This window comes from Alteromonas sp. H02 (assembly GCF_059682525.1).
Genome location: NZ_CM185021.1, coordinates 3,729,053 through 3,744,618, shown reverse-complemented (window position 1 = coordinate 3,744,618; position 15,566 = coordinate 3,729,053). Strand labels below are relative to the sequence as shown.

Here is a 15,566-nt window from a genome sequence, read left to right as displayed (position 1 = left end):
AAAATGAAAAGTCTATTTTTATCAGGGGGTTGCGTGTTTTTGGTTGGGTGTGGTAAGTACGCTTTGTAAAATTTTTTGACATGTTTTTTTGTTCATTAGCCGTTCGCTTTCAACTGTTAAGAAATTGAACGGCTAATGCAAATACCTTAGCTATTTTCTTTTATCTGTTTATTTACCTGAATCTGAATATCACGAAGCATATATTTAAAGCTTGGAGCGAGATCGCGGAGCAAGATCTCTGCGTTGATATAATAAGGCGCGCGCTGGCCATGATACTCGATCGTCGGACCAATCTTAATGTACTTAATCCCAAGAAAACGCATGCTCCTGGCTAAACGGGGCTCCATCATTACAAAGGCGTGCTGAATACCTTGCGTAAGTGCTAGTGAGGCGGCAGAAAGATAAAGTCCGATGGCTATAAACGGAAAGCATCGTAGTTCAGCTTCGGAGTAAGTCGATTCGTTAATTGCACCAGTGGCGGCACCGGCAAACTTATCCATGGCCCGTCGTCTGAAGTGAGCTGGAACAGCAAGCCGCGATATTTCACAGATTTCGTGGCGTTCAAAGTGGTTTGGTGTAAATTCGTCATGAGATATGGAGTGAAGACAATACTTCTCCAAAGGCAAAAGCTGTCCTTCCTCACAAGGTGTAACTAACCTGACAGTACCTGCGAAGGCGTCGGACCCAATGTGCTTAATAAGGCAATACTGAGCAAATGCATCAAACTCATCCATTTCCATTTGATCAGGTCTTAATGGTTCGAAGCCAAGCTCTTCACAATACACATTATGGCGAATCTTATAGACTTCTTCTTTCAATTCGCCGGTATTCGCAACGACAGGCGTTAAGAAAGTAGAGAAATGCTTGGAGATAGCCGTCGCCTCGCGTAAGCGCTGGTAAGACTGCCATAGCTTGGAAATTTTTGCGCTCGTACTCTTAAACACCGTCACCTCTTCCGTCCGGGCTTGTGATAATCTTCATATTTCGTATGTGGATGCGCTGCATCTATTATTCTTTATGTTCCCTAATAATACCACTAAAAATGCATACTCAACGCTATTTACACTAATTACTAGGTTGCTGTATCTGCCAGCCTCCAGTTTCATAAAGCAACCCAAAGTATTCATATAGTGCTCTCTCAGTATGATAGATACTAGCAATAGACGGAATATTCAATGTTACCTCGTATGTTGGCGGGCTCAGATGTTCTACCGGCACTGGAACAAGGTGGTTAAATCCAATTTGTCTCGCCTGGTACAATAACCTGCGCATATGCGTGGCTGAAGTCACTACCGCAATAGGAATATCACCGGTAAGGTTAAACAGTGCTTGAAGTTCCTGTTTTGTATTATGGCCAAGAGGCAGGGCAGTAACAGAAGAAGTGACCAGATGAGATAGAAATTTTTGGGCTTTCTCTGCATACACAATGTTTCTATCCCTTAAAAAGTTACCTCCGGTAACAATGATCGGTTTATTCTTGTAAACAGACATTATGGCCGTCTGAGTTAAGCGGGTTAATGAACATTGATGCCAGTTACTGGCTTCAGGTAAATCTTTACCGTAATAATAACAACCAGGAGTGAAAATATACTCCACCTGATGCCAGGCTGTATCTGATTTTTTTAAAGGTGGGTAGGCATATTCCAGTGGTGCAAGTAACCAGTTACTAAATGTATACTGACTGGCAAGCAGCAACCATGTACAACCGCTTATAAATATCGGATAAGTGTATCTGGAGAACCTCTTTGAATAATAGCAAGCCAGGGCGGCAAACAGCAGAATGAAAAAGAGAACGACTGGCGAGATAAGTTGCTTAACAATAAATTTTAATGTGTCTATATCCACAATTATCGTTCCCTGATTAACAGGATGATATAGTCAATGATTTAAAAGCGAGTTGCAATGAAGAATATCTTTCTGTTTTTGTTATTTATCTTTTTGTCAACCTCTCTTGAGGCGAATCAGTCGATGGTGGAGGTGATAAAAAAAGTGAAACCTTCTGTGGTTGGGGTGGGTATAACTACGCCGATGAATTCGCCAGCAAATCAATTGCAGGGGACGGGGTTCGTTATCGGCGATGGACATTATATTGCTACTAACTATCACGTTGTATCAACGCCTTTGGATCCGGACGTAGTGCAGTATCGTTCCGTTTATGCAGGAAATGCGAAGAATACGAGAACGTACCGTGCTGAGGTAGTTGATATTGACCCTGCTCATGATCTGGCCATTCTGAAAATAGACACTAAATTGACTCCACTGAAAGTAGCGTCTGATGACTTTGTTCCAGAAGGCACTCATATTGCCTTCACCGGGTTCCCTATTGGAGCTGTTTTGGGTCTGTATCCTGCAACTCATCGAGGCATGATTGCCGCGATAACCCCCGACGCTATTCCGGCGCGCCGTTCCGATCAGCTATCTATTAATATGCTCGACAGATTACAAAAGGTATTTCTAATCTATCAGTTGGATGCGACTGCCTACCCAGGAAACAGTGGTAGCCCGATGTATCTCAGTGAATCCGGAGTTGTAGTTGGCGTTATAAACAAAGTATTTGTAGCCGAGACGAAAGAGTCAGTACTAAGTAAACCGTCTGGAATCTCATACGCTATTCCCGTTATGCATTTGCGAAAGCTTGCAGCAAAGTCTAATATAGCGCTTTAGTGAGAGGGCGCCTGGATTGTTACTGTCGGTAATTTTTACAAAAAGGCAGTAATTAGTACCCTGAAATAATAAAATTCATTTACTATCATGATGTTAGAGAGTTGGCATGATTTATTCATGATGCTTTAAAATTGGTCTGCATATGTTTAGCAGGCCGCTTTTCAATGGAAGACAAAAGTTATCAGTATGGGTATTGAACAAAATCAATCATCAGTGACAAAACGTCGTCAGTTTATAAAAAAAGCCGGTGCTGGTGTGGCGGTATCGTCACTTCCCATGAAATCAGTATGGGGAGCGTGTTCAGTATCAGGTGTCATGTCAGGTAATTTGTCGCAAACAGGTGGCGGTACAGGTGATACATGTGGAACTGTGCAAATGCCAAATGGTGGGCGTTCACCTGGTTCATGGTTCCAGGGTAATACATGGACACCCGGAAGTAACGGCGACGCGCCTGCGTCTGTATTCCCTCAGCTTCACGTAGGGATTCAATCAGGTGATAATTGTTTGCTCGATACTCGAATCGAAGAGATGCGAACAATTATCAACCAGTTTATTGTTAGGGAAGATGCGAATAAGTCCCCGATGTGAGATCATAGCTGCATAGTAAATCACAGCCATTACCGCCCATGAGCCAACAGTTAACTTTTGCCGATAGTGAGTTTTCCAGCAAGCGCCGCCAGACTCGTAAAGAGATATTCTTATCCAGAATGGATAAACTGCTGCCGTGGCCTCAACTGCTGGAAGTGATTGAACCCTTTTATCCTAAAGCTGGCAATGGTAGACGTCCGTACGCGCTTGAGACCATGTTTCGCATTCATTGTATGCAGCAATGGTATAGCCTCGGTGATGAAGCCATGGAAGATGCGTTATATGAAATTGCCTCGATGCGTCAGTTTGTGCAACTGTCATTGGATAAAGCCATTCCAGACCGCACTACCATTATGAACTTTCGGCACTTGCTGGAAAAGCACAAGCTGACTCGCAAATTATTCAAAACGGTCAACCAATGGCTGTCTGACTGCGGTGTGATGATGACGCAGGGTACACTGGTGGATGCGACGATTATTGAAGCACCCAGCTCCACTAAAAACAAAAAGAATGAACGAGACCCTGATATGCATCAGACCAAGAAAGGCAATGAATGGCACTTCGGTATGAAAGCCCATATTGGTGTGGATGCCAAGAGTGGCCTCACCCATACGCTGGTGACCACCGCCGCAAACGAGCATGACCTGAACCAGTTGAAGAACCTGTTGCATGGCGAAGAAGAATTCGTTTCCGGCGATGCCGGTTATCAGGGCGCTTCGATGCGGGAAGAGTTGCAAGATACGAATGTGGAATGGCTGATTGCTGAACGCCCCGGAAAAGTCCGGGCACTGAAAAAGCATCCTCGCAAAAACAAAACGGCCATTAACATCGAATACTTAAAAGCCAGCATCAGAGCAAAAGTGGAGCATCCGTTTCGGATCATCAAATGTCAGTTTGGCTTTATCAAAGCACGTTATAAAGGGCTGATGAAAAATGACTCACAGTTAGCCATGTTATTCACCTTAGCGAACCTGTTTAAAGTAGACCAGATGTTAAGGCGACAGCCAAGATCTATCTGAAATCCGGGAATAACCCGGAATAAGGCCGAAATCAGGCCTAAAACGGCAGTATATTTGCCGAAATTGAAATTTTAGCGTTCAAAAATTAGACGGTAAGTGCAAAGGCTGGTTCAAGAACTAAATTGCAGGACTTATTCGCAGTTTCCTTAGCACTCACCTGACCTTACCTGAGGCTGCAGCAAAATACATTTTTGATTCTGATACCTATTACAGTACCTCTGTTTCGCTGACCGATGCGATTTTTGGAACGGGTTCACCTGTTCCTCTGGATAGCAGAAAAAGTATCTTGCGTCACTCCGCCACTGTTTACATGAACGTTTACTTTGGGCTCTATAACGGTGTTTCCATGCCGCTAAATCACAGCGCAGCAATGGAAACGGCTGAAATTGTAATGGCTGCATTAATTCAGTTGAAGCAGACAAGCGATACAGATATGAGTGATGCACAACTCGGTTATACTGATGGTCATAGTCAGATTATCCAATCTACATTTGAATCTGAATTTGACGAGGTGTTCAGTGCTGCGTGCTCAACTAGTAGTTCTGGTAGTAACGGTAACAGCGGCAACAACGGAAATAATGGCAACAGCCGGAGGTAAGGGGCTGTATATCCGTCTTAAAGACGGCATAAGTTGCCGCTCTTTTAGCGATATGTCCGGGTTAGCTTTTTTCTCTGCCCGGACATGCGAAACCTTCTTTGTTCACCAATCTTTAAAACGCGCCATTAACCTTGCTGAACCCTCCAATGAAATGTCAGTCGATGAATTTATTGATCATTTTCACGATGGGCAGCTAGCCACAGTTAATGAGCTCGAAGCACGGGGTTTATTGGTACGCGTGTGAAGCCATTTTTTATTAATATGGGCCTGTTTCAGGCGAGATTAAACGACTATCCCTCTTCAATAAGCCCTGCTCTCAATCAAATTTACGGTGACTGTCAGCCAAAAGAAATGTCTGATTTCACAGTAAGTCTGGCCCCTGGAAGCATTGTACGTAAATATTTCCGACCGCAAATAGTATTCGAAAGTAATACGCAAATTCCATTTAAACCCTTACCCTTTTCCCAGGCCTATGCGCTGCTAGAGTGGGGGCTTAACTGGTGTCTGGCTACACATGATTTTAACCATCTGCTACTGCATTCTGCGGTATTGGTAAAAAACAATAAAGCGGTGTTATTTCCAGCACTTCCTGGTTCGGGAAAAAGTACCTTGTCCTGCTGGTTAGCGATTAACGGTTGGAAGCTCTATTCTGATGAAATGGCAGTTATCAATACCGATTCACTTACCGCAGAGCCACTTTACCGGCCAGCGTGTATTAAAAACCGTTCTATTGAACTGGTAAGAGGTTGGCAGCCGGATGCAACTATTACGAAGGTTTGCAGTGATACGGCTAAAGGTGATGTAGCTCATGCTAAGTTTCAGACCTGGACGGAATATTCCCGCTTACAGCCTGTCGAAATAGCCGGGATAGTGTTTCCTAAGTACGATGGTGACTTGGCAGAAGAGCAGTACTACACCATTGCTAAATCGCAGGTGTTTGAAGAGCTATGTCAGCATGCCTTTAATTATCATGTCTTAGGGTACCAGGCCTTCGACACGGTTTGGCGCTTGATTGATAAAGTGAAGGTGTTTGAGGTGCACTATAGCAATCTGGACTTTATGGACGAGTTTTTATTGGATGAGGTGGTCGGGCATGGCGCATAAATTCAGCTTTGAAGACCTTGTCCAGGCGATTAATTCGCCTGAGCAGCTTACCCATCGCTCACTTCAAGAGTGGGAATCTATGTTGTTTGTGCTGAAAACTTCACGTCTTGAAGCTTATTTAGCCTTTGTTTTACGCGACTCAGGGACCTGGGACAGTATTCCCGGGCAGGTTCAGGCTCATCTGAGCGCGGCCATGGTTTATGCCCAACGACAAAATGACCAGGTGTTCCATGAGGGGCAGGAAATCCATGACGTGTTAATGGCCCAGGGTGTGACGCCGGTTTTCCTAAAAGGCGCAGCCTATATTGTTGCGGCAACCAATAATGCGCCGGGCCGGTTATGTTCGGATATTGATTTGTTAGTTAAAGAGGGGGCGTTGGCAACCAGTGAGACTGTACTGCTGGATAACTTCTGGTATCACAAAATAATCACTGACTACGACGATAAATATTATCGTGAATATGCTCACGAAATTCCGCCTCTCTATCATCTTACCCGAGGGACGGTGCTCGATCTGCACCACAATCTGTTTTTGCCTGTTAGTGGCAAGGCGCCACCGCTAGAGGAGTTCTGGCTGGGAGTGAGGCGTCAGGAGTGCGGGCTGTATACCCTTGAACCCGCGGCAATGTTTATGCATAGCATTATCCACCTGATGCTAAATGAAGAAGTCGTGTATGGTTTCCGCGATATAGTGGATTTAAAGTGCCTGGCCCAGCAATATGATAGTGATGCGTTCTGGCTGCGGGTTGAACAGCTAGCCGTTGCAAGTCATTTCGAGAAAGAGTTAAAGGTGGTAGTGACGTTGCTAAACCACTGGTTCAAAACCACTTATTCCATCGGCCAGCCACAAGGAATGTTTCAGCGTATTAAAGTAAAGCTACTGACACGAACCTATAAATACGCTTTGATACCAGCGCATCCTGCATTACACTCAGTGCGTTCGGGTTTAGCGAGATTTATGGTATTTGTACGCGGCCACAGTATTAAAATGCCGTTTACTGTACTCGTTAAGCATTTTTCTATTAAACTGTGGTTAGGTATACATAACTGGCTTCGCGGTGACTCCACGGCAGATGCGAAACCGGTCGATTTAGGCGCCGCATTCAAGCGTTAAATCGAAACTTACTATCAAGCGGAGAATTACATGAAAGTTCTGGTCACCGGTGCCGCCGGGTTTATTGGTTCAGCGGTAAGCCGATACCTGGCGCAACGTGGAGATGATGTAGTCGGCATCGACAATATCAATGACTATTACGATATAAATCTTAAGTATGGCCGCCTGAGTCAGCTTGAGTCTGCGGAATTCACCGGTAGTTTTCGCTTTCAGAAAATGGGCGTTGAGGAGCGTGATACTTGTACCGAACTTTTTGCTAATGAAAAGTTTGACCGCGTCGTGCACCTTGCTGCCCAGGCCGGAGTCCGCTACTCCCTTGAAAATCCCCATGCTTATGTCGATGCCAACCTGGTTGGCTTTATGAATATACTCGAGGGTTGCCGGCATAATGAGGTGGAGCACTTGGTTTATGCATCTTCCAGTTCTGTATATGGCGCTAATGAAACCATGCCATTTTCAGAGAAGCACAATGTTGATCACCCGGTAAGTCTTTATGCGGCCAGCAAAAAAGCCAATGAACTGATGGCTCACACCTACAGCCACCTGTATGGATTGCCCACTACTGGCCTGCGCTTTTTCACCGTATATGGCCCCTGGGGAAGACCGGATATGGCGCTGTTTAAATTTACTAAAGCCATACTGGCCGGCGAAACCATTCAGGTATACAACTACGGTAACCATCACCGCGATTTCACCTACATCGATGATATCGTAGAAGGCATTATCCGCACGCTGGACCGCCCCGCTCAGGCCGATGAAAACTGGCAGGGTACGACACCCAACCCGGCTACCAGTAAGGCGCCCTGGAGGGTGTATAATATTGGCGCGCAAAACCCGGTAAACCTGCTTAACTTCATCGAAACTCTGGAGAAAGCGCTGGGAATGACCGCCAATAAAGAATTACTGCCCATGCAACCAGGCGATGTTCCCGACACTTATGCCGATGTGGCAAGCCTGGTGAAAGATACCGGATACCGTCCAACGATTGGTATTGAACATGGGATCGGTGAATTCGTTAAATGGTATCGTGAATATTATCAGGTGTGAGGCGGGCCGAAAGTTTTAGCCGGCGCTCGGCTGAGATGTATTGAGCTTGCTGAGTTTGACCGGTAAGAAGTTCATCGCTGTTTCATAGCCTTGCTTAAATAAACACAGTTTATCCTCGTAAGACATATCAAAGTCTACCGAGGAAGCTGTACCAGTATTAATCACCAAAGTATTGTGCCAGTGTTCTGCGTGAACGTACTCACGCGAAAGCGCGGTCATAAAGGTGCGAATAAGCATGCCTATGTACTGCGGTAACATAAACCGGCGTTTAGGATTAAACGGCTGCTCACGGGCTTCGCTACGAAGCCGGAAGCAAATGTTAGGAGTGCCATCCTGCTGCCAGTCCCTGAATAGCGCATCCTCAGATAAAATTGCACCATCCACCAGTAAGTGTTGCTCATACACCGTGTAACTGAACAAAAGCGGAATAGACATTGAGCAGCGCACGGCATGCGAAACCTTCATATTGGGGCTGGTGTCCTTGCTGAATATCACGGGCCCGCCACCATTAACGTCGGTGGCCAGAATATGAAGCGGAATAGGTGCTTCAGAAAACGTCATGCCATCGAGCTGCTTATCCATCCATTGCTCAAATTTAATCCCGGATGACAGGCCGCCATGGCGAAGTAATCTAAGTATTGAAAAGTCGCGGAATTGTCTGAAGTCGGTATTTACAGCCAGATCGTACAACGCTTTATTCGACATCCCATAGCTGTGCAGTGACGCCACAATAGAGCCTCCGGAAATCCCGACCAATGAATTAAAGTTTACTTCTAATTCCTGCAATGCTTTGAGGATACCGATGTGGGCAAGTAGTCGGGTACCACCACCAGAAAAAATGGGCACGATTTGTTGTGTTGCCATAGCGTCTTAAAAAAATTTCCGATGTTATTAGCATATACCAATTTACTAATAACGCTGGATTTTTAATCTTTTTTCAGGAATGACATTAACCAGTTCAGTGCTATTCGCTGGCTTTAAATAAAAAAGCAGGCCTCGGCCTGCTTTACTCATAGGAAGGTAGGTAATACTTAACGGTTTCGCAGTGCCGCTTTCATTTCCTTGCGCTTTTGATGCAATAACGGCTCGGTATAACCACTTGGCTGTTCCTTACCCTTAAAGATAAGTTCGCTGGCCGCCTGGAAGCCGATTGAGTTAGCGGTATCCGGGGTCATTGCAATGTATTCCGGATCGTTAGCATTTTGTTCATCAACCAGTTTGGCCATGCGTTCCAGCGAGGCTTTTACCATCTCCTCAGAGATAATGCCATGAGCCAGCCAGTTAGCCAGATGCTGACTGGAAATACGTAATGTCGCGCGATCTTCCATTAAGCCCACATCATTGATATCAGGCACTTTGGAGCAACCAACCCCCTGGTGAACCCAGCGTACAACATAGCCCAGAATACCCTGAACGTTATTGTCTACTTCGCGCTGGATTTGTTGCTCTGTCAGTGCCGACGGATCTTCCAGTAAGGGCAGGGTGATGATGTCATCAATCCCGTCAAAGCGCTCACTTGCCAGTTCTTTTTGCAGGCCAAATACATCAACCTGATGGTAGTGTAGCGCATGCAGCGTTGCGGCAGTCGGCGAGGGCACCCAGGCCGTATTCGCACCTGACTTCGGATGGCCAATCTTCGCTTCCATCATCTGCGCCATTTGATCCGGAATCGGCCACATGCCCTTACCAATCTGAGCTTTGCCTGATAAGCCACAGGCCAGGCCGGTGCTTACGTTAGCTTTCTCGTAGGCCTGGATCCATTTCATGGCTTTCAGGCTGGCTTTGTCTGCAAAGGGGCCTGCCAGCATTGATGTGTGAATTTCGTCGCCGGTACGGTCTAAAAAGCCGGTATTAATAAACACGGTGCGCTGTTTAGCCGCCGCAATACAAGCTTTCAGGTTTACACTGGTGCGGCGCTCTTCGTCCATAATACCCATTTTAAGGGTGAAGGGTTCCAGCCCAACCACTTCCTCAATGCGGCCAAACAGCGCGTTGCTGAAGGCGACCTCATCAGGGCCATGCATTTTAGGCTTAACAATATAGATACTGCCGGTACGGGTATTCTTAAAGGTGCTGTTACCTAACAGGTCATGTTTAGCAATCAGTGAGGTGATTACCCCATCCATAATGCCTTCTGGTACTTCCTCACCGTCGAACAAAATGGCGTCGTTGGTCATCAGATGCCCCACATTACGGACAAACATCAGACTACGGCCCGACAACGTTAAACTAGCGCCGGATGGTGAAGTGTATTCCCGGTCCGGATTCATTTTACGCTCAAAGGTTTTATCGCCTTTTTGCATCTCGATGTTCAGCGTGCCTTTCATCAGCCCGAGCCAGTTTGAATAGACCAGGGTTTTATCTTCAGCATCTACGGCGGCAACAGAGTCTTCACAGTCCATAATGGTGGTTAAGGCTGCTTCAACCAGAATGTCTTTAACACCCGCCGGATCTGTCTTTCCGATCGGGTGAGAATTATCTATCTGGATTTCAAAATGTAAGCCATTGTGCACAAATAACAATGCTGTAGGTGCTTCGGCAGAACCCTGATAGCCTTGCCACTGGGCGCTGTCAGCCAACGTGGCAACATCACCGTCAGCTAATTTTACAGCTATGTTATTGCCATCTATGGCGTAGCCAACGGCCTGCTGATGACTGCCGGTAGATAATGGCAGCATGGTGTCGAGCCATTCCCGGGCAGTCTGAATGACTTTCTCGCCACGTACCGGATTAAACGTTTTGCTGATTTCAGCTCCGCCGTCGGTGCTGATCACATCAGTACCATACAGGGCATCATACAAACTGCCCCAGCGCGCATTCGCGGCATTCAGGGCATAGCGGGCATTGTTAATGGGAACCACTAACTGCGGACCCGCCATAGTGGCCATTTCGGCATCGACGTTGTCAGTTTCAATGGAGAAGTCTTCAGGCTCAGACTGTAAATAGCCAATTTCCTGTAAAAACATTTTGTACTGCGCGCCGGTAGGTGAATTGCCTGCTTTATGATAATCATCAATTTTGGCTTGCAGCTCGTCACGTGTGTTCAGCAAAGCTTTGTTCTGACCAACAAATTCATCCAGAATGGCCTCGAAACCCTGCCAGAAGCCAGTTTCCTCAACGCCGGAGCCAGGTAATGCTTGCTCATTAATAAACTTGTCTAAAATCTTCGCAACCTGCATTCGGCCGCGCTGAATATAATCCTGCATAGAAGTCCCCTGTCTACGGTTAGTAGCCTCCAGTCTAGAGGGATGCGAGGTAAATTTTTAGTTTATGGTTTTTATTGCTGTCATAAGTAGCGTGAATATTTGGCGCGCTGACTGAGCAGGGTTTACCGGCATTGCGCCGGTAAACCGCTTAAATAGGGTATCAGGTGAGCTATTGCATTTCTGCTGCCACATCACCGATCAGGCGACGCAGCCAGATATGCCCGGCATCATGATGGAGCAGGGCACTCCAGGCCATTTTGAGTGCAATGGGCGGGATATCAAACGGCGGTTCGCGCAGTACGATATCCGGATCATCGGTAAATATCTTAGCGGCTTTGCTGGGCAGTGTAGCGATCAGGCTCTGGCGTTTGGCAATTTGCAAAGCGGCATGATAGTGACGGGTGAATACCCGGATATCACGTTGTTTGCCGAGTTTGGTGAGCTCCGCATCAACCCAGCCCAGTTTTTGTACTTCATTGGGGTCGATGCCGACACCCACACCAAAGCCGGTTTTGCTGACCCAGATATGTTGCGCTTTCAGATAGGTTTCTAAATCATAATGGCTGGCGAGGGGATGCTTTTTATTCATTACACAGGCGAAGTTATCGTACCAAATCACTTTCTGGTGGAATGACAGCGGCAATTCGTCAAAGCGGTTTATGGCCATATCCACTTTGCCCTGTTCCACATCGTGGAAGGTCACGTCGCTGGGGGTAATTAAATCCAACGTAATATTGGGTGCACAGTCGGCTAATCTGCCAAGGAGTTCCAGTAGCAGCGTCGATTCAGCATAATCACTGGTCATGATGCGGAAGGTCCGGCTGCTGGTGGCGGGGTTAAAATCGGTTTCCGGCTGGATAGAGCTTTCCAGTTTGCTCAGCACATCGCGGATCACAGGTTGCAGTTCTAGCGCTCGTTTTGTGGGCGTCATGCCGTCACTGGTGCGAACCAACAGCGGATCCTTAAATAAATCTCGCAGGCGTTTCAGACCATTACTCATTGCCGGCTGGGTAATGCTAAGCTGATTTGCGGCGCGGGTAACACTGCCTTCTCGCAAAAGGACATCCAGATACACCAATAAATTCAAATCAACCTTTGCAATATTCATAACTGTAATAGCCTGTATTAGTTTTATTAAACGCCGCTATTATACTCATAGTCTGAGTGCTTGTCAGATAGGCCTTTGGTCGTAGTGCTTTCTTAGTGTTTTTAGTTTAACTGCTTGAAATTAAGACTAAATGTGCTTTTTGGGGCGGGCGAATGTGTTTTGTGAATGGTTGAAAATAAATAATTATGGTGAATAAAACCGATAGAACCACCAATATTTCAGGCCACACGGGAATAAAAAAAGCCTCCCGAAGGAGGCTTAACACGAATCGACTTGTTTCAGTTGGGAATGAGTCGAATTAGTCGAACTGGTTCATAGTGTTGTCTTTACCACTGGCTTTCAGTGCCTGCTCACCAGAGAAGTATTCTTTGTGAGTATCACCTAAGTCAGAACCGGCCATTGCCTGGTGCTTAACGCACGCCAGACCCTGACGGATTTCCTGACGCTGTACGCCTTTAACGTAAGCCAGCATGCCTTCTTCACCGAAGTAACCTTTCGCCAGGTTGTCAGTAGACAGCGCTGCAGTGTGGTAAGTCGGCAGTGTGATAAGGTGGTGGAAGATACCTGCTTCACGCGCACCGTCAGCCTGGAAGCTCTGGATTTTCGCATCTGCTTCGGCGGCCAGTTCACTTTCATCATACTCAACAGACATCAGGTTAGCGCGGTCGTAAGCAGATACGTCTTTACCGGCTTCACTCCATGCATCGAATACCTGTTGACGGAAGCTCAGTGTCCAGTTGAATGAAGGTGAGTTGTTATAAACCAGCTTCGCATTCGGGATAACTTCACGGATTTGGTTAACCATATTACCGATTTGACCAACGTGTGGTTTTTCAGTTTCAATCCACAGCAGGTCTGCACCGTTTTGCAGGCTGGTGATACAATCCAGTACACAACGCGCTACGCCGGTGTCAGGTTTAAAGCGGAACAGACCGTTAGGCAGACGCTCAGGCTTAACCAGTTCGCCGTTTTGCTTCAGTACCAGGTCACCTTCGTTAAGGTCTGCTACTGAGTTAACCGGTGTAGTTTGCAGGAAAGCGTTGTACTGAGAAGCCAGGTCACCTTCGCTGGTAGACACCGGGATCTTCTGCGTCAGGCCGGCACCTAATGAGTCAGTACGAGCAACGATAACACCATCGTCTACACCCAGCTCTAAGAAGGCATAACGAACCGCGTTGATTTTCGCCAGGAAGTCTTCATGAGGAACAGTTACCTTACCGTCCTGGTGACCACACTGCTTGGCATCAGATACCTGGTTTTCGATTTGGATACAGCACGCGCCCGCTTCAATCATCTTTTTCGCCAGCAGGTAAGTGGCTTCTTCGTTACCGAAACCGGCATCGATATCGGCAATGATTGGTACAACGTGTGTTTCGTAGTTGTCGATTTGCGCCTGGATTGCAGCTACATCGCCACCGTTTGCTTTAGCAGCATCTAACTGCTTGAACAGGTCACCCAGTTCACGTGCGTCAGCCTGACGCAGGAAGGTGTAAAGTTCTTCGATTAATGATGCAACTGAGGTTTTCTCGTGCATTGACTGATCCGGCAGAGGACCGAACTCAGAACGCAGTGCGGCAACCATCCAGCCAGACAGATAAAGATAGCTCTTACTGGTAGTGCCCTGATGTTTCTTCACAGACAGCATTTTCTGCTGACCAACAAACCCGTGCCAGCAACCTAAAGATTGCGTGTATTGAGTACAGTCTGCATCGTACTCGGCCATGTCCTGACGCATAATTTTTGCCGTATACTTAGCAACGTCTAAACCGGTTTTGAAGCGGTTTTGAACAACCATACGTGCAGCAAAATCTGGACTGATGGCATCCCAAGTACCGTTGTATTGACTCTTAAGCGTGGCAACCTGATCGATTGCATTTTGGTATTCTGACATGACTGTCTCTCCTTCCCGAAAATAGAATGAATCTTTTGCTGATAACACCCTTGGGTTGTCATCGACTTCCATTTCATCCTAGAGCGGCGAGCCCAATAACAGAAATATATAATCCTCATTATCGTAATAATCTGTGTGAATGTTTGGTGTTTGAATTCTGAACAGTGTGATTACTAAGGATTTTCCGCGCAAAGTGATTAAAAAAAATCTATCATTAAGAAAGGATATTCGTTAGGCCATTTATCATGAGTGAAATACTTTCGTCAGTTGATCAGCGAACTAAGCTGGTAGGTGAAAACCGCCTCGAGTTATTGTTGTTCAGGTTAGGAACCCGTCATACCTACGCTATCAACGTGTTTAAGGTTAAGGAAGTCATCACGGTGCCGAAGATGAATATGATGCCCGGAACCCATGGTAATCTGCGGGGTGTAACGATTTACCGCGGGCTGACAATCCCCGTGATTGACTTACGGCAGGCCATTAGAATGCGCCCGGTGAGCACCGAGAATGGCAATACCGACCGTAATGTTATTATTACCGAATATAACCGTTCTGTGCAGGGGTTTATGATTGGTGATGTGGTCAGTATTGTTAATACATCCTGGGAGGATATTCAGCCTCCGCCTAAATCCATCGGTAAGACAAACTTTCTTACCGCCATCACTCAGATTGATATTCAGGGTAAACGAGAGTTAGTCGAGATTATCGATGTGGAAAAAGTGCTGGCCGAAATCATTGAATATGATGTCTCAATCTCCGAAGAAATCCTTGATCATGAGGTTGTCGATCACCTGAAAGGACGAAAAGTGCTCATCGTCGATGATTCATCAACAGCCCGCAAACAAATTCGCGATACCCTTGAACAACTCGGATTGCACATTCTTGAATGTCACAATGGAGCTGAAGCTCTCATGTTGCTGAAGGAGTGGGCGGATTTAGGCAAAACCGTTACCGATGAAATTTTGATGATGTTTACCGATGCCGAGATGCCCGAAATGGACGGCTATCGGTTAACTGCGGAAGTCCGAGCCGATCCGCGCATGGCAGACTTATTTATTGCACTGAATACTTCGCTCAGCGGTAGCTTTAATCAGGCCATGGTTGAAAAAGTAGGTTGTAACCGTTTTATCTCTAAATTTCAGCCAGACATGCTGGTTGACGTGGTTCAGCAACGCATGCGGGAGTTGCTGTAAACGCTTAGCCGGTGCATGGGCATCCGGTACGGAT

The 15,566-nt window shown here is 46.4% G+C and carries 15 protein-coding genes; 9 read left to right on the top strand and 6 right to left on the bottom strand.

Annotated features, from left to right (window positions below; translation table 11 throughout):
* Positions 1–146: 146 nt before the first annotated feature.
* Complete coding sequence (locus AC566Q_RS17425) at positions 147–944, bottom strand: PEP-CTERM/exosortase system-associated acyltransferase (RefSeq protein WP_499608803.1); 798 nt, start codon at positions 942–944, stop codon at positions 147–149.
* A gap of 121 nt (positions 945–1,065) precedes the next feature.
* The gene (locus AC566Q_RS17420) at positions 1,066–1,845 is read right to left on the bottom strand and encodes a YdcF family protein (RefSeq protein ID WP_499608798.1); all 780 of its coding nucleotides are present in this window, start codon (positions 1,843–1,845) and stop codon (positions 1,066–1,068) included.
* 57 nt (positions 1,846–1,902) lie between these two features.
* On the opposite strand from AC566Q_RS17420, the gene AC566Q_RS17415 reads away from it, so the two are divergent.
* From AC566Q_RS17415 to AC566Q_RS17380, 8 genes are all read left to right on the top strand, one after another.
* Entirely contained in the window at positions 1,903–2,664 is a 762-nt protein-coding gene (locus AC566Q_RS17415; RefSeq protein ID WP_499608795.1) for a S1 family peptidase, read from the top strand.
* Between the two features lie 186 nt (positions 2,665–2,850).
* Positions 2,851–3,252 carry a hypothetical protein gene (locus AC566Q_RS17410; RefSeq protein WP_499608790.1) on the top strand — a complete coding sequence of 134 codons (402 nt, stop codon included), beginning with the start codon at positions 2,851–2,853 and terminating at the stop codon, positions 3,250–3,252.
* 38 nt (positions 3,253–3,290) lie between these two features.
* A complete protein-coding gene (locus AC566Q_RS17405) occupies positions 3,291–4,271 on the top strand; it encodes an IS5 family transposase (protein ID WP_230237739.1) in 981 nt (326 codons plus the stop codon).
* 346 nt (positions 4,272–4,617) lie between these two features.
* Positions 4,618–4,869 carry a hypothetical protein gene (locus tag AC566Q_RS17400; protein WP_499608785.1) on the top strand — a complete coding sequence of 84 codons (252 nt, stop codon included), beginning with the start codon at positions 4,618–4,620 and terminating at the stop codon, positions 4,867–4,869.
* Complete coding sequence (locus tag AC566Q_RS17395) at positions 4,850–5,113, top strand: hypothetical protein (RefSeq protein ID WP_499608782.1); 264 nt, start codon at positions 4,850–4,852, stop codon at positions 5,111–5,113. Before AC566Q_RS17400 ends, AC566Q_RS17395 begins: the two co-directional genes overlap by 20 nt.
* A gap of 17 nt (positions 5,114–5,130) precedes the next feature.
* A complete protein-coding gene (locus tag AC566Q_RS17390) occupies positions 5,131–5,973 on the top strand; it encodes an HprK-related kinase A (protein WP_499617541.1) in 843 nt (280 codons plus the stop codon).
* Positions 5,963–7,087: a nucleotidyltransferase domain-containing protein gene (locus AC566Q_RS17385; RefSeq protein WP_170308423.1), complete on the top strand. Its 1,125-nt coding sequence runs from the start codon at positions 5,963–5,965 to the stop codon at positions 7,085–7,087. Before AC566Q_RS17390 ends, AC566Q_RS17385 begins: the two co-directional genes overlap by 11 nt.
* Before the next feature lie 30 nt (positions 7,088–7,117).
* Positions 7,118–8,134, top strand: a complete 1,017-nt coding sequence (locus tag AC566Q_RS17380; protein WP_499608779.1) for an NAD-dependent epimerase — start codon at positions 7,118–7,120, stop codon at positions 8,132–8,134.
* Between the two features lie 15 nt (positions 8,135–8,149).
* Here AC566Q_RS17380 and AC566Q_RS17375 read toward each other — a convergent pair whose 3' ends face one another.
* The 4 genes from AC566Q_RS17375 to AC566Q_RS17360 form a co-directional block, all read right to left on the bottom strand.
* Positions 8,150–8,998, bottom strand: coding sequence for a patatin-like phospholipase family protein (locus AC566Q_RS17375; protein ID WP_499608776.1), 849 nt, complete (start codon positions 8,996–8,998; stop codon positions 8,150–8,152).
* A gap of 167 nt (positions 8,999–9,165) precedes the next feature.
* A complete protein-coding gene (locus AC566Q_RS17370) occupies positions 9,166–11,340 on the bottom strand; it encodes a malate synthase G (protein WP_499608773.1) in 2,175 nt (724 codons plus the stop codon).
* 169 nt (positions 11,341–11,509) lie between these two features.
* On the bottom strand, positions 11,510–12,448 hold the full coding sequence (locus tag AC566Q_RS17365; protein ID WP_499608770.1) for a LysR family transcriptional regulator: 939 nt from the start codon (positions 12,446–12,448) through the stop codon (positions 11,510–11,512).
* A gap of 298 nt (positions 12,449–12,746) precedes the next feature.
* Positions 12,747–14,339, bottom strand: a complete 1,593-nt coding sequence (locus AC566Q_RS17360; RefSeq protein WP_499608767.1) for an isocitrate lyase — start codon at positions 14,337–14,339, stop codon at positions 12,747–12,749.
* Positions 14,340–14,584: 245 nt separating this feature from the next.
* Between AC566Q_RS17360 and AC566Q_RS17355 the strand changes: the two genes are divergently transcribed.
* Positions 14,585–15,532: a chemotaxis protein CheV gene (locus tag AC566Q_RS17355; RefSeq protein WP_170308422.1), complete on the top strand. Its 948-nt coding sequence runs from the start codon at positions 14,585–14,587 to the stop codon at positions 15,530–15,532.
* The last annotated feature ends 34 nt before the right edge of the window (positions 15,533–15,566 follow it).